Origin of the sequence: Aeromonas jandaei (assembly GCF_037890695.1) — a bacterium.
Lineage (GTDB): Bacteria > Pseudomonadota > Gammaproteobacteria > Enterobacterales > Aeromonadaceae > Aeromonas > Aeromonas jandaei.
Map to the genome: position 1 here is coordinate 1,831,660 of NZ_CP149571.1, position 18,752 is coordinate 1,850,411.

Here is an 18,752-nt window from a genome sequence, read left to right on the forward strand (position 1 = left end):
GGCAATGCCTCTCTTCTCATGGTTAAAACCGGACGAAATCAGAATCATTGAGTGGACGCGATTGACCGGCTAATCGATCCTGGTTTTTGTTATTCCCCTCGGTAACGAAATGTCCTTTGGTATTGTGATGCGGAGTCTTACCGCTGGCTTTGTTCTCTTTGTGTGGTTCCTCCAGAGTGAAGAACTCCATGGCAAGTTGTAGTTGTTCTGCCTGAGTGCTCATCTCCTCCGCCGTTGCCGCCAGCTCTTCGCTGCAGGATGCATTTTGCTGGGTAACCTGGCTGAGCTGGTTCATGGCGAGGTTGATCTGGCTGACGCCGGTTGATTGCTCAGTGGATGCAGCACTGATCTCCTGAACAAGATCCGATGTTTTGTTGATAGAGGGCACCATTTGATCCAGAAGGTTCCCAGCCTTCTCAGCCATATCTACACTGCTGGACGCGAGCTCACCAATCTCTTGTGCCGCGATCTGGCTGCGCTCGGCCAGCTTGCGCACTTCAGCCGCGACCACGGCAAAGCCCTTGCCATGATCGCCTGCCCGAGCGGCTTCGATTGCCGCATTGAGTGCCAGCAAGTTGGTTTGATAGGCGATGTCGTCGATGATGCCAATCCGTTTGGCTATCTGCTTCATTGCATCAACGGTGAGTTTGACGGCCTCACCACCCTCTATCGCCTCTTTCGCAGCCTTGCTGGCCATGCCATCGGTGATTTGGGCGTTGTCGGTATTCTGGTTGATGCTGGCACTCATCTGCTCTATTGATGCGCTGGTCTCCTCCATGCTGGCTGCTTGTTCACTACTCGACTGGCTGATGGATTGAGCTGTGGCACTAACCTGTTCGGCTGCGCTGGATAAGTTATCCGAGGCACTTCTCACCTCTGTCACTATATTGGTCAGGGAGGTAATGGTCTTGTTGAGAGCATCCTTGGTGGTACCGAATATACCGGGGTAATCGGCCTCGATATGCTGGGTAAGGTCTCCTTTAGCCAAAGACTGAACTATCCGGATGACATCGCTCAGCGTACTGTCGATCACTTCGGCAATCTGGTTTATTCCTTCCCCCATCGCTTGGAAAAAACCGCTCTTTCCTGCCAGATCCATACGGTGGTGCAGTTCGCCGTTGATGACTGCTTGCACGAGATCAGACATCTCTCTCTCTATAGTCACCTCCTTGGTTCTGTCTGCCCATTCGACAACGGCGCCAAGTCGTTCGCCATTGTCATTGAAGACCGGATTGGCGATCAGAGAGAAGGTTCTCCCCCCCAGCTTGATTTGGGTGCGATAGGTGCTGCTCAATTTGGCCAGCATGGCACGCTGGTGACCAGGATGCTTGTGAAAGCTATCAATGTTTGCACCCATTAACTGGTTGGCGTTGAAGCTATAGAGCTCCTTTTTGATATCCCCTTCAGCCGCATTGAGCATCTCGGTCACTGCCTCGTTCATGTAGATGATGTCGAAATTGGTATCGGCGATCATCACATTGGTCGTGGCGCAGTCTAGTGCTTTGCGAACCAGCCGGTTTTCATGGAGGAGGACCTGATTGTTATTAAGCTCCTCCCTGTAGCTCTCCAGTTTGTCGTTCATCAGAGTGACAAGTTCATTGATGCTGTGGCCGGTCTCTAGTAATGCGCCATTAAAACCGGAGAGATCGAGAGTGCTGGGCGATGTATCTTCGATAAATGCTTGCTGGATCTGTTTGATAGATGTCAGTAGCCGAGCCTGCTGGTGGGCTTCTGCTGTAGCGTTGCCGAAGAGTTTGCCAAAGAGTGATTGAGTCATGAGCTTGTCCTTTTGCTGCATGTCATGGTGTAGATACCGGTTCAGGAAAGTTGCAGATTACTCTGCGGTAAACGAGCCTGCGGCTGGGTTATTTCGTTGAGCTGGGCCATCTCTTCCAGTGACAGGACTTTTTCGGTGTCGATCAGAATGACGAACTTGCCATTCACCTTGCCCATTCCGCTGATGAAGTCAGCTCTGATTTTTGCGCCAAAACTGGGGGGCGGTTCGATGTCGGATGGGGGGATGCCTAGTACTTCAGATACTGAATCGACTACAACACCGATGTCATGACCAGCCGGCTCATCGCCTTGCTGCGGCATGCCTTCAATGATGACTATGCAACTTCTGCGCGTAATGTTTGAGGGAGCGCAGCCAAAACGGGCACTCAGATCCACGACAGATACCACAGATCCCCTCAGATTGATCACCCCGCGTATAAAGCTTGGCATCATGGGAATGGGAGTAATGTTGCCGTATTCGATGATCTCTTTGACGCCCAAAATATTGATGGCAAACATCTCGTTGTTAATCAGAAATGTCAGGTACTGGGCGTCGCCTGATTGTTCGTTCAATGTTGCCGGCGGCAGCGTGATATTGGTTGAACTGTTCATGCGGTCCTCCGGTTAAAAGTGAATAAAATCAGCTTCATTCACGGATGAAGATGGGGGCTGATGTGGCGGAATGGCCCGTTGTGGTGGGGCAATAAAGCTTCCTCTGGGAGGAGATGCTTTATGGCTTTTATGGCTCTGCTCATACTGACTGATGTTGGTTTGCGCATTTTTCTCCAACGAGAAAAAGGACATAGTCTGCTGCAGTTCACTTGCCTGCGAGCTCATCTCTTCCGCTGTGGCTGCCAACTCTTCGCTGCTGGCCGCATTTTGCTGTGTTACCTGATTAAGTTGACTCATCGCCAGACTGATTTGGTTGGCTGCACTGGCTTGTTCAGAGGAGGCCGCATTAATTTCCTGAACCAGATCGGATGTTTTGCGGATCGAGGGGACAATTTTCTCAAGCAAACTGCCAGCGCACTCTGCCTTGCTGACGCTGTCGGAAGATAGCTCACCAATCTCCTGTGCAGCGACCTGGCTGCGTTCAGCAAGTTTTCGAACTTCAGCCGCGACCACAGCAAAACCTTTACCATGTTCGCCGGCGCGAGCTGCTTCGATGGCTGCGTTCAGTGCCAGCAGGTTAGTTTGATAGGCAATATCATCGATAATGCTGACTTTCTTGGCTATTTGCTGCATGGCAGCCACTGTTTGCTGAACAGAACGCCCACCTTCGGTTGCCTCTTTTACCGAGTTGCTGGCCATGCTGTCGGTGATTTTGGCATTCTCTGTGTTCTGATTGATGCTGGCACTCATCTGCTCGATGGATGCACTTGTCTCCTCGACGCTGGCTGCTTGTTCGCTGGTTGCCTGGCTAAGGGCTTGTGCTGTGTTACTCACCTGGTTGGATGCATTGGTGAGGTTATCAGCGGCATTGCGTACCTCTTCAATGATATGTGTCAGTGCCACAATGGTTTGGTTCAGGCCATCCTTTGTCTGACCAAAAATGCCCGGATAGGGCTCGTCAATACGTTGTGTCAGGTCGCCCTTGGAGAGAGAGGTTGCGATGCGCATTACATCCTCAAGGCTGGTATCTGTCACATGAGATAACCGGTTCAATAGTTCTGATACACGCTTGATATAGCCCTGGCGATCCTCCAGTGAAATTTTATGGCTGAAATCCCCTTGCTCAACGGCGGCGGTAACCAGAGTCTCTATGTCGGTGATCAGTGCTCCCAGCGTTTTGACCATATTGTCCATGGCGAGCAGCAACTGTCCTGCTTCGTCATTTGATTCAACATTGATAGACACATCCAGGTTGCCTGCAGCCAGACTGTTGGCCACATGCAGTGCTTGTTCAATCGGGGCAATGATGCTTTTGATCAGCATGGCTCCGAACCAGGCAGCGAGGAGCATGCCTGCAGCGACAACGCTGGCCATGGTGATGAGCATGATGTGGTACCAAGATTGGGCCGCAGTGTATTCCGCTTTGGCTACATCGAGCTGCAGGGTTACCAGCTCGGTTATCTTGTTACCTATGGGGTCTATTGAGTTGTACAGAGCCCCGTCGAAGTTGCTGAGCATGCCAGAGATCGTGCCATGTTGGGTTGCCAGATATTTTTCCAGCTTGCCAATGTCTTGGTTGGCTGCATTAAACAGGCTTGTGACTTCGGCAGATAGACGCTGCTCTTCCCGAGTAAGAGTGGTTGATTGATATTGTTGCCATACATCCTTGATCTCTTTTTGTGCTTGCTGAATCTGGGTCAGAGCCTCTTCTGCCGGGATCAGACCAGCATTGGCTTTATTGACGTTGTCGATGATCGAGACGGCGTAGCGATCAGAGATAGTTTTCAGTTGTTTGAGTGGAACCACCCGGTCGTTGTAGACCCGTTGCAACCCTGTATTGCTGCTCTGCATATTATATAAGCCAAGGCTGCCAACTCCGAGCAGCAGTGTGCAAAGCAGGCAAAGCAGAACAATGAGGCGTAATTTTATGGTGGAGTTTTTAAACATATGTGACTCCTCAGTTGATGCTGATTTGGGTTTGGATTGATGGGGGATTTAATCGGTTAAATTGCCCTGATTCCTGGTTTATTGCGTGTTGAATAAGCGATGGAATATCGAGGATAAGAGCAATTTCTCCTCCTCCCAAAATGGTTGAACCGCTTATTCCCTGCAGCCGCTGGAATAATTTACCCAGAGGTTTGATGACAGTTTGAAATTCTCCCAGCAGCTCATCGACTACCAGTCCAGATTTTTTCCCTGCATAACTCACAACGACAATATTCTCACGACGTCCCCTGATGCCCTGGGTATCAAAGTAGTGCTGAAGACGAATGAAGGGCAGCACTTCACCTCGCAAGTTGATGTAATTTCGTCCTTGTGTATCGGCCAGAGCACTCGGTGTTAATTCTACGCACTCGATCACCATATCCAGCGGGATCACATAATGGGTATCGCAGACCCTGACCAGAAAACCGTCGATGATGGCGAGTGTCAGCGGAAGGCGAATTTGCACTCTGGTGCCCTTGCCTGGAATGCTGTCGAGCTCAACTGTGCCTCTCAATGCCGTAATGTTGCGTTTGACCACATCCATACCGACGCCGCGGCCGGAGAGATTGGTAATTGCTTCGGCAGTGGAGAAGCCAGGTTCGAAGATGAGTTGGTAAATCTCCTGGTCTGTCAGCGTACTGGTGGTACTGATCAAACCGCGTTCAATGGCTTTTTGCTGGATCCTTGCCTTATTGAGGCCAGCACCATCATCCCTGATCTCGATAACGATGCTGTTAGAGTCGTGGTAGGCGTTGAGGTTCAACGTTCCTTTGGCAGGTTTGCCTGCAAGTAGGCGTTGCTCCGCCGATTCGATACCATGATCCATCGCATTTCTGACCAGATGCATGAGCGGGTCACCTATCTTCTCTACGACGGATTTGTCCAGCTCGGTTTCTGCACCTGATATTACCAGGGTTATTTCTTTGTTTAGCTCCTGACTTACATCTCGTACAACTCGTTGAAAGCGGTTGAAGGTATCCCCAATGGGGACCATTCTCAGGCGCAATGCGTTATCGCGGATCTCTTCCACCAGCATGGCGATCACCGATGTGGCTTCCTGTAGCTGGGCTTCCCTGATGCGCTGTGCGAGCAAGTTTGCCCCTGAACTGGCGACTACCAACTCCCCAACCAGATTGATCAGGTCATCCAGCTTGTCGGCATGTACCCTGACGTAGCGTCCCTCCTTGTTTTTACTCTCTTTGGTCTGGTTTTGTTTTTTCAGTGCTGCATCGACAACGGCTTCATTGACAGCGCCTTGTGCGATAAGGATTTCACCAAGCTTGGGCGCGGTTTCATTGGATGTTGCTTGCTGGGTTTGTAGTCCAGCGGCCAGCTCTTCTGCAGTCAGGGCACCGGTGTTGACCAGCAGTTGCCCCAGCATGGCGTTATCTTCCGGCAGCGATTCAATGAGATTGATGAACTCGGTGATCTTGCTGTGGGGGGGGAGAATGACAATCTGACAGTCATCTCTGACAAATTCAAAGACGTCGCTGATGGCAGCCTTGTCTGCTTGGGAGTCAAAATCAATTTCGTAACCGAGATAGCAATTTTCCGGATCAAATTGCTCCCAATCCGGTATGGCCTGGTGAATGGTCTCCAGTGCACTGATAGTTCCGAGCGTGCAGAGATAGCGGAGAAAGGCCGCAGGATCCATGCCGTTGCGCAGCACGTCCGGACCAAAGCGCAGAGAGATATGCCATAGCGATGCTGAGCTGGTGACAGCCCCCTCTTTTTCTATTTTGGCTTCGGGAGTGGGCACCGTATCTGGCAACGTGGTTTGCGGTACGCATTGGTAACGGGTGAGAGCGAGCCGCAAGCGCTGATCCTGCATTTCGTCGCTATCGCTCAATGCTGAGCCCTGTTCGGCCACGACGCAGATGAGTAGTTGGATGTGGTCACAACTCTCCAGCAGATCCTTTATCAAGGGAGAGGTGACAGCAAGTTGCTGGTTTCTTATCTGGTCGAGCAGATCCTCTACGATGTGGGTAAACCCGACGATCGGCTGCAGCCCAAAAAGCCCTGCGGAGCCTTTGATGGTGTGAGCCGCACGGAAGATGGCACCTATCAGTTCGCCATTATCTGGCTCACCTTCCAGTGAGAGTAGAGCGGATTCCATCTCTTCGAGTAGATCACGCGCCTCGGCAATATAGGTTTGTAAAGCCTGATCAAGATCGATACTCACAGTGACTCCTTGTCATGGTGGCTCAGGGCCGCTCGTCATGAGTGATGAGAGTTGGATCGCCAAAGAATCCGGATAATTGGCAAAGTTCCAGAAGTTCCAGCACGACGTTGCTATGCCAGACCAGCGAGAGGGGGTAACCCTGTTGCTGTGCACTTTTTTTGGCTGCGATCAGCAGTTGGAGTCCCGCACTATCTATCTCGGCAATATTTGCCAGATTGAGTTCCAGTTCCCGGCCTTGATAGATCAATGGGGTGAGTGCCTCTTTGATTTCGCCCACTGTGTATATGGTGAGCTCGTCAGGTAGAGTGACCACTGTCTTGTTATCCAGCATCTCGCTTTGCAATGTCATATGAGCTCCGGGATCATGGCATGATCAGTTTGGATACTGCGGAGAGCATCTGTTCCGGCTGGAACGGTTTGACTACCCATGCTTTGGCGCCTGCGGCCTGGCCTTCTTGCTTTTTGCTATCCTGCGACTCAGTCGTCAGCATGATGACGGGAGTGAATTTGTAGCTGGCCAGCTTTTTCGCCTCCTTGACAAAGGTGATGCCATCCATGTTGGGCATGTTGACGTCGCTGATGATCAGGTTGATCTTCTTGCCGTCGAGTTTTTTGAGCGCGTCCTTGCCATCACAAGCCTCCATTACTTCATAACCGGCGCCTTTGAGCGTCATGCCTACGACTTGGCGAATGGTTGCCGAGTCATCCACGATCAGGATCGTTTTGCCCATATATCTCTCCTAGAAAAATGTGATGTCAGCGCTGCTTGTTTGCGCTTGGACTGTACGGGTAGTGCGACCATGGTGAATATTGCGTTGCTCATCGGTGGCGTATGAGAGCTCCATATCAGCCAACCACCGGTTGGCATCGATCTGGATGGGGCCCGATTGCTGGTTGTTTTGCTCCGATTGCAGGTGGTTCGAGAGGTTCTCCATATTTTTCCGGATATGGCTCAGGATCTGGCTAACCCTGTCCTGAAATTGCAGTGAGACAATAACGCTGGAGATCTCGCGATGGATTTCGGTGCTTTCGTTTTGCAGTAAAGACGCTGACTCAGCCAGACTGTCGGTGGCATGACGAAAGCGGCTCAGCACCTGCTCGATGGTTTGTTCGGAATTGAGGGCCGAAGCGTGATCCCGTGCCGCGGCATTTTCTGCAATCTGAAATGCACGGCTGATCCCTGTGTTGATGGTGTCGACTTTATCCGTCATTTTTTGGGCTGTTTCGCTTGAGAGGCGTGACAGGTTGCGCACTTCATCCGCTACCACAGCAAAACCACGTCCGGCTTCGCCAGCCCGTGCTGCTTCAATGGCTGCGTTGAGTGCCAGCAGGTTGGTCTGGGAGGCAATCTTGGCAACATCCATCGCCATGGCATTGAGTTCGATAGTGTAGGTTGTCAGGCTCTTTATCTCGGCCAGCATGGCATCCCGATTGGCTTGCGCCGAGTGCAAGATGGCCACGACTTCATTGAGCTGTTGCTGGCTTTCGCTCAGGACTCCTGCCATCCCGCGAGAGTTGGCATCTCCCAGTTCCCCCGCAGCAAGATGAGAGGCATTGACGGCTTCTTCCAGCTTGGTGGCCAATCCGCTGAAGCGTTGAGTCAGATCGATCATGGCTTCCTCGGTCTGTTGGCGAGAGTTTTCAATCTGTTTTGACCAGATGGGGAGAACTTTTTCACATACCTGTTCGAGACCAGCGATGGAGTGGGCATGTATGCTGTTATCTATGGCCGCAGAATCAGCTGTGCGAGTTTGCAGGTTGTGCAACTGCTGATGGAAATGGCGAGATGTCCAGAGAGAGGCCCCGCAGGAGAAGAGCACGGTAACAAGCAGGTAAATGAGCGAAAGGGCTCCTGCAAGCTGTAACAGCAGGCAGCTCAGCACGCCAAGACCGATACCGCAGAACCAGCAAACCGGTTCCCAAAGCGGTGTGTTTACGCCACTTTTTGGTTGTGTCATTTGAAGTTTTATCCCAGTGCAAAATTTTTGGGGGTTCAAGAGCCGATGGTTTTAATGTGAGGGTCTCTTGAATCTCTTTCTTTATTTATAGTTGGCACAATAAGGGTAGCGTAAAAAAAATACTTGGCTGCAAATTGGTCTGTTATGGCAGGTGGCCAGAGGCGCTGTTAAGGGGACAAGAACAGGAGTAGGGTGAATTGGATAAAAAAAGAGCCTGCAGTTGCAGGCTCTTTTGCTGAAAGCGGTAGCTGTCAGGCTTCGTTGGCGTGGGCTTTCTGGCACCCTTCCACTGCATGGGCGATGAGCTCCAGCGCGCTCTTGTCGCACGGCGGCAGTTCAACCTCGCACTTGCTGATAGGGGTAACACGATCACCCCACTTGATGATGGCAGCTCCCCAAGTCAGGCCGGCACCGAAGGCGGCGGTCAGCAGATAGGAGTTTGGCTGGACACGGCCCTGCTCCAGTGCCTCGCACAGGGCAATGGGCACGGTGGCGGCCGAGGTGTTGCCGTAGTTTTCGATGTTGACCATCACCTTATCCATCGGCGCATTCATCCGCTTGGCGAGGGTTTCGATGATGCGGATATTGGCCTGATGGGGGACGATCAGATCGATCTGCTCGGGGGTCACTCCAGCCTGAGACAAAACGGTAGCAGTCGCTTCGCCCATACCGCGCACTGCACGCTTGAAGATCTCCTGACCTTCGAAGTTGAAGGTGAACAGACCGTCGATATCGGCAAAACGAACCCGATCGGTGCCGAAGTTCGGCACATGCAGGATCTCCCGCGCTTCGCTGTCGCAGCCGAGCTTGTTGGCAATCAGGCCACACTCTTGTTCGCTTGCCTCGATCACCACTGCACCGGCACCATCGCCAAACAGTACCGCGGTATCGCGACGGGCCCAGTCCAGCAGATAGGTGAGGCGCTCGGCGCCGATCACCAGCACCTTCTTCATCATGCCGGTCTGCACCAGCGAGGTGGCGACCGAGAGGGAGTAGACGAAACCGGTGCAGGCGGCGTTGAGATCGAACACGGCGGCGTTGACGGCGCCAAGTTTCTTCTGCACTGCTGAGGCGGCGCTTGGCAGCAGGTTGTCCGGAGTGGCGGTAGCCAGGATGATGCCATCGAGGTCGCTCGCTTCGAGACCAGCACAGGCCAGCGCGCGACGGCCAGCCAGAGTCGCCAGGTCTGAGGTACTGACATGGGAGACCCGACGCTGCTTGATGCCGGTACGGGGATAGATCCACTCATCTGACGTATCCATGATGGTGCTGAGGTCGTCATTGGTCAGCACGGAGGGGGGCAGGCATTTTCCCCAGCCTGTGATATTGGCGTATTTCATCTTGTTACCGCTTCTCAAAGTGGAGCGCCCCGCGGGCGGAAAATCGTGCAATTATGCCGTACGAGACAACCACTGTCATCTTGTGGTCATGGTTATGTGCCGGGCAAGTGGCTGCGCCATCTGGTCGCAATGGGCTGCAACGTGCTGAATATGGCGGGAAATTTTGCTTAAAACGCGGGGCTCCTCTGCCCTAAGATAGGCGCTTTGCCACCGATGAGGATATCTCCTTGCTCAGAGCCAATCTCAATCTGCTGCCCACCCTCAAGGTGCTGCTGGAGACCCGCAATATCAGCCGCGCCGCCGAGTTGCTGCACCTGAGCCAGCCCTCCATCAGCAAGCAGCTTGCCCAGTTGCGCAGCGAGTTTGACGACGAGTTGCTGGTGCGGGAGGGGCAACGCTGGCTGCTGACGCCACGGGCCGAAGCGCTGGCAGCCCAGCTGGCGGATTCTCTCGGTGCGCTGGAGCGGCTCTACGAGGCGCCCGGATTTGACCCGAGCCGCTGTGAGCGGGTATTTCGGCTCGCCTCTTCTGATTATGTGGCCCAGCATATCCTGCCCGATATCTGCGCCGCGCTCGCCAAAGAGGCGCCGTTGGCGGCGATGGAGTACAGCCTGTGGGACAAACGTCAGCTACCGCAACTGTGGCAGTCCGAGCTTGATCTGGTCTCCACCATCACCGAACAGGTGCCGGATCAGATACGCGGCCTGCATCAGGGGGAAGATCGGCTGGCGGTGTTGATGGGACGCCATCACCCGCTGGCGGGCAAGGCGCTGAGTCTCGATGACTATCTCGCCTGGCCTCACTTGCAGGTGAGTGGGGGAGGCGACAAGGACAGTCCGGTTGAGCAGGTGTTGGCGCCGCAGGGAGTGAGTCGGCGCTGGTTTGCCCGAGTCCCCTTCTTTCAGGCTGCGGTGGAGGTGTTGCTGCGCACCGATTGCCTGATGACCACCCCGGCCCATATCGCCTGGCAGCTCTCTTGCAACCATGAGCTCACCTTTGTCGACTTGCCCTTTGCTACCTGCGACCAGCAGTATCATCTGCTGTGGCACCAGCGCCATCATCAGGATCCGGCCCACCGCTGGTTTCGCGAGCTGGCCTACCCATTCCTGCGGGATCACCTGCAACGTACCGTCGGCGAGAGTCGCAAGCTGCTCGATCACGGCGGTTAGCCCCAGTCAGTTGTGTGGTGCCATAGCCATTGGTTATGGAATCTATTCATAACTTTCACTACTGGCATAATGGCTCAGCCCGTACCCTGAATGCAGGGCATCATATCGAGCATATAAAGAGGAAATACATGGAACTGACGAGTTGGCTGGCACTGGCCGCAATCTGCGTGATGGGCGCTATCAGCCCGGGGCCGAGTCTGGCACTGATCATCCGCAACACTGTGCAGGGCGGGCAGGGGCACGGCGTCGCCACCGCGCTCGGCCACGGCCTCGGGGTTGGTATCTATGCGCTGGTAACCGCGCTTGGCCTCTCGATCCTGATCACCCAGACCCCTATCCTGTTTGATCTGATCCGCTACGGCGGTGCAGCGTTTCTTGCTTGGCTCGGGGTGAAAGCCCTGCTGGCAAAACCAGCCAGTGGTGAAGCGAGTGAAGAGGCGCACCAGCTGCGTGGTCGGCAAGGGGCCTTTGAAGGTTTTATGGTGGCCTTCCTCAATCCCCAGCTGGCGGTCTTCTTCATCGCCCTGTTCAGCCAGTTTGTGCGGGCCGATACCGGCTGGAGCGAAGGGGGAATCATGATGCTCACCGCGGGCGGGATCGATGCCGTCTGGTACGTGCTGGTGGCGCTGGTGCTCTCCCGCGGGCCGGTGCTGGCATGGCTCAAAGCCAAATCCTTTGTCATCGACAAGGTGAGCGGGCTGGTGCTGCTCGGGCTGGCACTCAAGGTGGTTATCTAATCCTGCATTTCGCAGATACCTTAAGCGGGATCAAGGCATGTGGGTGGTGAATGGGCTAGAGTAGCGCCCATTTGCTGTCCGCCCTGATCCCGAGACCATGCACCAGAACAAGCACCCGTTAAGCCACAACAACCGGTTGGAGCTGCTGGCTCCGGCCAAGAACCTCGCCTACGGCATCGAAGCCATCAACCATGGCGCCGATGCCGTCTACATGGGCGGCCCTGCCTTTGGCGCCCGCAGCGCGGCGGGCAACACCATCGAAGATATCGAAGCGCTGGCGCGCCACGCCCATCGCTTCGGTGCCCAGGTCTTTGTCGCCTTCAACACCCTGCTGCACGATCACGAGCTGGAGCAGGCCCGGCGCCTGACCCACCAAATTTATGAAGCCGGTGCCGATGCGCTCATCGTCCAGGACATGGGGCTGCTGGCGCTCGATCTGCCACCCATCGCCCTTCATGCCAGTACCCAGACTGACAACCGCACGCCGGAGAAGGTGAAATTTCTGCAGGATGTGGGCTTCTCTCAGGTGGTGCTGGCGCGCGAACTGTCGCTGGCGCAGATCCGCGAGATCAGTGCGGCGACCAATGTGCAGCTGGAGTTTTTTATCCACGGCGCGCTCTGCGTTTCCTACAGCGGCCAGTGCAACATCAGCCATGCCCGTACCGGCCGCAGTGCCAACCGCGGCGAGTGTGCCCAGCTCTGTCGCTTGCCCTGCTCGCTGCAAAAGCCGGATGGCGAAGTGCTGGTGGCCGACAGCCACCTGCTGTCACTCAAGGATATGGATCAGACCGACAACCTGGAGGCGTTGATCGAGGCGGGGATCCGCTCCTTCAAGATCGAGGGGCGACTCAAGGGGCTCGACTACGTCAAGAACGTCACCGCCTGGTATCGGCAGAAGCTGGACGCCATTCTGGATAGCCGCTCCGATCTGGTGGCCGCCTCGGCGGGTCGTTGCAGCTACAGCTTCACGCCTGACCCCAAGAAGAGCTTCAACCGCGGCAGCACCGACTATTTCCTCCATGGCCGCCAGCAGGGGATCGACTCCACCAAAAGCCCGAAATATGTGGGCGAACCGCTGGGGCGCGTGACCAAGGTGACCCGTGACGGCATCGAGATTGATGGCAAACAGGTCACCCTCAACAACGGCGACGGTCTGGGCTTCTTCAAGCCGAATAACGAGCTGGTGGGGATGCGCCTCAACAAGGTCGAAGGTAAGCAGTTACTCCTGTCAGAACGCATGCCGGGGCTGAAGGTGGGGACAGAAATCTACCGCAACCACGATCAGGCGTTCAGCAAGATGCTGGAGAAGGCGAGCGCGGATCGCCGCATCCGGGTCGATATGGTGCTGGCAGAGTGCGATGAGGGCGTGAGTCTCACGCTCACCGACGAGCAGGGCATCAGCGCCGCGGTGACGCTTCCCTGTGACAAACAACCTGCAAACAATCCGGAGCGGGCGCTGCAACAGGCGCGGGATCAACTTGGCAAGCTCGGCAATACCCTGTTTGTGGCGCGCAAGATTGAGTTGGTAGTAACGAGGCCGCTATTTATCGCCGCATCACAGCTCAACGGCTTGCGCCGGGATGGCATCGCTGCGCTGGAGGCGGCGCGTGTGGCCAGTTATCAGCGCCCCGAGCGACGCATCGCCCTGCGGGATATCAACTATCCCCAGCACCGTCTCTCCTACCTTGGCAACGTGCTGAACAGCGCGGCCGAAAAGTTCTTCCATGAGCACGGGGTGGAGCGCATTGCCCCCGCCTATGAAGCGAACAAGGAGGAGCGGGAAGTGGTGCTGATGATCACCAAGCACTGCATCCGCTACAGCCAGAACCTCTGCCCGAACGAGGTGCCCGGTCTCAAGGCCGAGCCGCTGGAGCTCAAGATGGGTAAAGACACCTTCCGTCTGCGCTTTGACTGCAACCGCTGCGAAATGCATGTGATGGGCAGTTTGAAGAAGTAATTTCCGGAGCGCGGCTCTGTTAAGTCAGAGTTGGTCGGGAAGAAATGAAAAAGCCCCGGAGCATGGCTCCGGGGTTTTGTTTTGGCTGGAACTGTTCGGTCTCTTCCCAGCTTGGAATGGCGCCTTTGCACACCTATTCGCTGAATAAGATTAATTGGGTAACTAAGTTATCACCTATTTTAAGTAATACATTCATTCCCAATACAATATCAAAATTTAATAAAGTCAGTATATAGATATAAGGTTTGGCTCCATCGTTATATTTTAAAGAATTGATTTTTAAATCAGCCAGCGTTCTTACTCTGATATTCTTATTTTGAGTCGGCGTGTATTATTCAGGCGCTGTTGGTAATTTTATCCATCAAATATGCTTATCACCGGTTTTTATACAATGGCTATTTTTGTCGGCACTATATTAAAAGTAATGCAATGGAAGTTGGTAGTAATCAGGTTTGACCGTTCGGAACGGGAAAATAAACTCCATTTCAAGTGGTTATACATTCATGTTGAGGTAATGGTTTGAAGTTGTATCGCTGCTGAAAAATGACCGTGGTGCTGCGAACATCATTAATTGGCATTGTTTTTAGTTCTGTCTCGCTGTCAGAGCCTATGAAAGGCAGATAGTGGTATGAGCCATTTATGCAATTTTGCTCACATGAATCTGTCTGGTTTGCAGGTAGAATGTGCGAGCTGGCACTAACGATAAACACAACATAAAGTGAGAAACAACTCATGACAATTCCAATGAAGACGACCCTCACGTTGAGCTCGGTAGCCGTATTGCTGTTGCTCTCCGGTTGCAATAGCGATAATGGAAAAGCCGCCCCCGGAGATGTCAATCTGCGTCTGATCGAGACCTCCGATATTCACTCCAACCTGCTTGGTTTTGACTACTACCAGAACAAGGTCGACCACTCTCTCGGGCTCTCCCGTACCGCGCTGTTGATCCATAAAGCCCGTGAGGAAAATGGCAACAACCTGCTGATCGATAATGGTGACCTGATCCAGGGCACGCCTTTGTCGGATTACGTGTTTGCGCAATACAAGGGCAATCCGGATTACCTGAAAAAGCTGGGGCATCCAGCCATCAATGCGCTCAACCAGTTGCAATATGATGTCGGCAACCTCGGTAACCACGAGTTCAACTATGGCCTCGACTATCTGGCCGATGCGCTGTCGGGAGCCAATTATCCGGTCTTGAATGCCAACGTGTTCGATGCCCGCGATTTCAAACGCGATAGCAATGGCAAGATCGACTGGAATGCCATGCCCAACCGCTTCAAGCCTTATGTGCTGCTCGACCGTCAGGTAAAGGACGTCAATGGCAACGTGCAGACGGTCAAGGTAGGGGTACTGGGGGTGAATCCACCCCAGATCATGCAGTGGGATCGCCGTAATCTGGAGGGCAAGGTCATCGTAGCCGATATGGTCGAGACGGCTGAGCACTACATCCCCGAGATGCGTGCCAAAGGGGCCGATCTGGTGGTCGTAGTGGCTCACACCGGTATCACGGGGACGCCGCAGGAGCCCTTTATGGAGAACGCCGCGGTTTATCTGGCGCAGGTGAAAGGGGTTGACGCTCTGTTGCTGGGCCATGCCCACAAGGCTTTCCCGGGCGAGTATCCGGATGTCGCTCAGGTCGATAATGCCCGGGGCCGGATTGCCGGCGTGCCTGCCGTCATGCCGGGGGTTGCGGGTAACCATCTTGGGGTTATCGACCTCAAACTGACTCAGAAGGATGGCCGCTGGCAGGTGGCTTCCAGTCACTCGGAAGTGCGGCAGGTCGACAAGAGCATGGATGTGCCGGGAGATAGTCAAATCGAGGCGTTGGTCGACAAAACCCATGATGCGACCAACCAGTGGCTGGCTGATCCCATCAGCGAGATTGCCAAGCCCATCTACAGCTTCTTCTCGGTAGTGCAGGACGATGCCTCCCTCCAGATCGTGAGCGATGCCCAGAAGTGGCACATTGATCAGGTCAAGGCGGATTGTCTGAGCCATAACGGTGTGAACTGTGCCCTCAACGAGGATCTGCCGGTTCTGTCGGCGGTGGCGCCATTCCGTGGTGGCCGCAACGGCCCGAACGATTTTACCTGGGTACCGGCAGGCAAGATCTCCCTGCGTAACGTGGCGGATCTCTATGTCTTCCCCAACACCCTGCAAGTGACCAAAGTTAACGGTGCGACGGTGAAAGAGTGGCTGGAGAAGAGCGTCAGCCAGTACAACCAGATCGTCCCCGATGCCAGCAAGGCGCAGTGGTTGGTGGTCGATGACTTCCGCCCCTATAACTTCGACATGATCAAAGGGGTGCAATACAAGATTGATATCACCCAGCCAGCCCGTTATGACCAGGATGGCAAGCAGATCAGCGATAAGCACAGGATCACCGAGCTCACCTATCAGGGCAAACCGATCGACCTGAAGCAGAACTTCTATGTGGTCACCAACAACTATCGCGGCAGTGGTGGCGGCAATTTCCCGGGCATCGACAGCAAGGCGGTAGTGCATGAAGATCCCATGGAGACCCGCGAAGTGCTCTCTGCTTACGTCAAGGAGATGGCCAAGCAGCATCCGGAAGGGTTTGAGCAGAAAGTGGATAACAACTGGAGTCTTGCTGCGTTGCCGGCCGGAGCCAAGGTGTACTTCTACTCCTCAACCAACCCGGAAGCTGAAAAACTGGCGGGGAGCAAGCTGAAGCGAGTCGAAGGGGTCAAGCCGAATGATCCCAAGTTCGTCAACCACGCGATCTATCAGCTGGTTGAATAGGCTGCGAGCGGTGCATCGCCATGAGTGATGCATCGCTGTCATGGCAGAACCCTTATGCCCCCGCTTCGGGGGCATATTTTTTCTCGACCCGATTGGGCGGTGGTAGTTGATATCCCTCTTCGGTCGCCCTGCATGCGCTATTGCGCGGTGGCTAGCTCTCTCTCCTGCTTCTCCAGCGCCAGCAGCATCTTTTTAATCTCCAATCCCCCCGCATAGCCGGTCAGGCTGCCGTTTTGGCCTATCACCCGGTGGCAGGGGACGATGATCGAGAGCGGATTGCGGCCATTTGCTGCGCCCACAGCCCGAACCGCCTCGGGTTTGCCGATGGCACGGGCAATATCGCTGTAGCTGCGGGTCTCGCCATAGGGGATGTCACTCAGCGCTTGCCACACCGCCTGCTGGAAGGCGGTGCCACGAGCCGCAAGGGGCAGGGAGAAGCGCTGCAAGCGACCGGCAAAATAGGCGTCAAACTCGGCGAGGAAGGGGGCCAACGCTGCGGCGTCTTGCTGCCAGCCGCTCATATCGGGCAGCGCCCGCAGGCCCGCGACAAAGTCCACATGCACCAGACCATGCTCGTTGATGGCAACCAGCAGATCGCCGCAGCGGGTCGGCAGAATATCGTAGCGGATCATGATGTTATCTCCTGTTGTTGGTTACCGGACTGCGCTGCATTGCTACCGGTATCGGTAAGCAAGGCAGGCGCTTCGCTCATGGCGTGCCACAGCCAGCTGGCCGCATAGCTGCGCCACGGCTGCCATGCGGCGCTTTGCGCCAATACTTCTTTCACCGGTAGTTTGCTGCCGCCTCCCAGCGCTTTTTGCAGCACCAGATCGGAAGCGGGGAAGGCGTCGGTATCCAGCCCGCAGCGCAGCCGCCAGTAAGCGACCGTCCAGGGGCCTATGCCCGGCAGCGCCAGCAACTGCTCGTCACTGGCTGTCGTGAGGGTCAGCTCGCCGCTGGCCAGCGCCTGTGCCACGCCCCGCAGGGTGCGAATGCGGCTGCCGGGCATGCCGATGCTGTCGAGATCGAGTTCGCACAACTGGGCGGGGGGCGGTAGTTGCGCCACTCCGAATTGGGCCTCGGTGCGCGCCACCAGTCGCCCGAGTATGGTGATGGCTCCCTTGACCGAGACCTGCTGGCCGATGATGGCGCGCAGCATCACCTCGTACTCGTCCCAGCCCCCCGGCAGCCGAACGCCGGGCCAGCGCGCTTGCAAACGGGCCAGTAGCGGATCCCGACCGAGCAGATCGCCGATCCGCTGCATGTCGGCATCGAGATCCCACATCCGACGGACCCGATAGAGCAGATCCGGCAGCGCGGCGAGCGGCAGATCATGGACGGTGAGCTGCAGGCTGTTCCCCTTGCCCTGTGCGATGCGCACCAGTGCAACCTGATCGCCAACCAGATAGCGTCGCTCATACACCTCGTCATCTACCCGCTCCAGCCCGGGGATCGCCCGCAGCCGATAGAACGCCAGCATGGCCGCTACGTCATACGGAGGGCGGTAGGGCAGTTGCAGCGTCAACCTTGCCCCACGCTGGCCTGAAGCACAGTGGTCGGCCGTATCGTTGCAGCCTTCCTGTTGGCGTAGGGTACGCGGGGGTAGCCCGTAGGCGTTAAGCCAGGCATCGTTGAAGCGACGGATGCTGGTAAAACCGGCGGCAAACGCGATATCTGTGATGGGGAGCCGGGTCTCGGTCAGCAGTCGTTTCGCGAGCAGCAGGCGGCGCGTCTGCTCCACCTGCTTTGGTGAGGCGCCAAGGTATGCCTCAAACTGGCGGCGTAGCGTGCGCTCACTGATACCGGCCTCCGTCGCCAGTTCGGCGAGTGTGTTGTCTGCCAGCTCGCCGCGATCGATACGCGCCAGCAGCCGTGTCAGCTCAACCGGCAGATCGCCACGGGCAGCGGGGGCCAGCTCAGGGCGGCAGCGCAGACAGGGGCGCAGGCCATAATGCTCGGCGGCAGCGGCGCTCGGGAAGTAACGCACGTTGTGCTCGTGCGGTGGACGTGCCGGACAGACCGGTCGGCAGTAGATGCCGGTCGAGATGACGCCGGTAAAGAAGCGGCCATCGAAGCGAGCGTCGCGGGCGAGCCGTGCGGCGTGGCACTGCTCGCGGCTGAGGGCGTTGATCTGGTGATCCTGTGGCTGGTCACGCTCGTGCGGCGGCGTCATGGTATGGCTCTCTTGCTGGTGGGTGCCGGGTATTTGCTGATGCGGCACAAAAGGGATGAGTGAGAGACTAAGCAGGATCGCGGGGGATGACTAGCC

14 protein-coding genes are annotated in these 18,752 nt (G+C 55.5%); 4 read left to right on the forward strand and 10 right to left on the reverse strand.

The genetic code is table 11. The annotated features are described in order from the left end of the window. Window positions 1–22: 22 nt before the first annotated feature. From WE862_RS08970 to WE862_RS09005, 8 genes are all read right to left on the reverse strand, one after another. A complete protein-coding gene (locus WE862_RS08970) occupies window positions 23–1,777 on the reverse strand; it encodes a methyl-accepting chemotaxis protein (protein ID WP_042032154.1) in 1,755 nt (584 codons plus the stop codon). Between the two features lie 41 nt (window positions 1,778–1,818). Then, window positions 1,819–2,388: a chemotaxis protein CheW gene (locus WE862_RS08975; RefSeq protein WP_042032153.1), complete on the reverse strand. Its 570-nt coding sequence runs from the start codon at window positions 2,386–2,388 to the stop codon at window positions 1,819–1,821. A gap of 12 nt (window positions 2,389–2,400) precedes the next feature. After that, the gene (locus tag WE862_RS08980) at window positions 2,401–4,335 is read right to left on the reverse strand and encodes a HAMP domain-containing methyl-accepting chemotaxis protein (protein ID WP_042032152.1); all 1,935 of its coding nucleotides are present in this window, start codon (window positions 4,333–4,335) and stop codon (window positions 2,401–2,403) included. 10 nt (window positions 4,336–4,345) lie between these two features. Then, window positions 4,346–6,556: a chemotaxis protein CheA gene (locus WE862_RS08985; RefSeq protein WP_042032151.1), complete on the reverse strand. Its 2,211-nt coding sequence runs from the start codon at window positions 6,554–6,556 to the stop codon at window positions 4,346–4,348. 22 nt (window positions 6,557–6,578) lie between these two features. Beyond that, on the reverse strand, window positions 6,579–6,905 hold the full coding sequence (locus tag WE862_RS08990; protein WP_042032150.1) for an STAS domain-containing protein: 327 nt from the start codon (window positions 6,903–6,905) through the stop codon (window positions 6,579–6,581). Window positions 6,906–6,918: 13 nt separating this feature from the next. Continuing rightward, window positions 6,919–7,287, reverse strand: a complete 369-nt coding sequence (locus WE862_RS08995; RefSeq protein WP_033114172.1) for a response regulator — start codon at window positions 7,285–7,287, stop codon at window positions 6,919–6,921. A gap of 9 nt (window positions 7,288–7,296) precedes the next feature. Next, the gene (locus WE862_RS09000) at window positions 7,297–8,514 is read right to left on the reverse strand and encodes a methyl-accepting chemotaxis protein (RefSeq protein ID WP_042032149.1); all 1,218 of its coding nucleotides are present in this window, start codon (window positions 8,512–8,514) and stop codon (window positions 7,297–7,299) included. A 251-nt stretch (window positions 8,515–8,765) separates the two neighbouring features. Further along, window positions 8,766–9,854, reverse strand: a complete 1,089-nt coding sequence (locus WE862_RS09005) for a ketoacyl-ACP synthase III (protein ID WP_042032148.1) — start codon at window positions 9,852–9,854, stop codon at window positions 8,766–8,768. Between the two features lie 227 nt (window positions 9,855–10,081). Between WE862_RS09005 and WE862_RS09010 the strand changes: the two genes are divergently transcribed. From WE862_RS09010 to WE862_RS09025, 4 genes are all read left to right on the forward strand, one after another. Beyond that, window positions 10,082–11,023 carry a LysR family transcriptional regulator gene (locus WE862_RS09010; protein WP_042032147.1) on the forward strand — a complete coding sequence of 314 codons (942 nt, stop codon included), beginning with the start codon at window positions 10,082–10,084 and terminating at the stop codon, window positions 11,021–11,023. A 128-nt stretch (window positions 11,024–11,151) separates the two neighbouring features. Next, window positions 11,152–11,760 carry a LysE family translocator gene (locus WE862_RS09015; protein ID WP_042032146.1) on the forward strand — a complete coding sequence of 203 codons (609 nt, stop codon included), beginning with the start codon at window positions 11,152–11,154 and terminating at the stop codon, window positions 11,758–11,760. A 97-nt stretch (window positions 11,761–11,857) separates the two neighbouring features. Then, window positions 11,858–13,717, forward strand: a complete 1,860-nt coding sequence (locus tag WE862_RS09020; protein ID WP_042032145.1) for a peptidase U32 family protein — start codon at window positions 11,858–11,860, stop codon at window positions 13,715–13,717. Window positions 13,718–14,461: 744 nt separating this feature from the next. Next, window positions 14,462–16,483: a bifunctional 2',3'-cyclic-nucleotide 2'-phosphodiesterase/3'-nucleotidase gene (locus WE862_RS09025; protein WP_042032144.1), complete on the forward strand. Its 2,022-nt coding sequence runs from the start codon at window positions 14,462–14,464 to the stop codon at window positions 16,481–16,483. Between the two features lie 137 nt (window positions 16,484–16,620). On the opposite strand, the gene WE862_RS09030 is transcribed toward WE862_RS09025, so the two are convergent. Together WE862_RS09030 and WE862_RS09035 are read right to left on the reverse strand one after the other, a co-directional pair. Further along, window positions 16,621–17,115 (reverse strand): methylated-DNA--[protein]-cysteine S-methyltransferase, encoded by a 495-nt coding sequence (locus WE862_RS09030; protein ID WP_042032143.1) that lies wholly within the window; start codon window positions 17,113–17,115, stop codon window positions 16,621–16,623. Continuing rightward, window positions 17,112–18,656, reverse strand: a complete 1,545-nt coding sequence (locus WE862_RS09035) for an AlkA N-terminal domain-containing protein (protein WP_042032142.1) — start codon at window positions 18,654–18,656, stop codon at window positions 17,112–17,114. Before WE862_RS09035 ends, WE862_RS09030 begins: the two co-directional genes overlap by 4 nt. Window positions 18,657–18,752 lie beyond the last annotated feature (96 nt).

What these genes read in the sequence shown, in the direction of transcription:
- WE862_RS08970 (WP_042032154.1), bottom strand. Translation starts at nt 1,777, where the DNA reads ATGACTCAATCACTCTTTGGCAAACTCTTCGGCAACGCTACAGCAGAA.
- WE862_RS08975 (WP_042032153.1), bottom strand. Translation starts at nt 2,388, where the DNA reads ATGAACAGTTCAACCAATATCACGCTGCCGCCGGCAACATTGAACGAA.
- WE862_RS08980 (WP_042032152.1), bottom strand. Translation starts at nt 4,335, where the DNA reads ATGTTTAAAAACTCCACCATAAAATTACGCCTCATTGTTCTGCTTTGC.
- WE862_RS08990 (WP_042032150.1), bottom strand. Translation starts at nt 6,905, where the DNA reads ATGACATTGCAAAGCGAGATGCTGGATAACAAGACAGTGGTCACTCTA.
- WE862_RS08995 (WP_033114172.1), bottom strand. Translation starts at nt 7,287, where the DNA reads ATGGGCAAAACGATCCTGATCGTGGATGACTCGGCAACCATTCGCCAA.
- WE862_RS09000 (WP_042032149.1), bottom strand. Translation starts at nt 8,514, where the DNA reads ATGACACAACCAAAAAGTGGCGTAAACACACCGCTTTGGGAACCGGTT.
- WE862_RS09005 (WP_042032148.1), bottom strand. Translation starts at nt 9,854, where the DNA reads ATGAAATACGCCAATATCACAGGCTGGGGAAAATGCCTGCCCCCCTCC.
- WE862_RS09015 (WP_042032146.1), top strand. Translation starts at nt 11,152, where the DNA reads ATGGAACTGACGAGTTGGCTGGCACTGGCCGCAATCTGCGTGATGGGC.
- WE862_RS09020 (WP_042032145.1), top strand. Translation starts at nt 11,858, where the DNA reads ATGCACCAGAACAAGCACCCGTTAAGCCACAACAACCGGTTGGAGCTG.
- WE862_RS09025 (WP_042032144.1), top strand. Translation starts at nt 14,462, where the DNA reads ATGAAGACGACCCTCACGTTGAGCTCGGTAGCCGTATTGCTGTTGCTC.
- WE862_RS09030 (WP_042032143.1), bottom strand. Translation starts at nt 17,115, where the DNA reads ATGATCCGCTACGATATTCTGCCGACCCGCTGCGGCGATCTGCTGGTT.
- WE862_RS09035 (WP_042032142.1), bottom strand. Translation starts at nt 18,656, where the DNA reads ATGACGCCGCCGCACGAGCGTGACCAGCCACAGGATCACCAGATCAAC.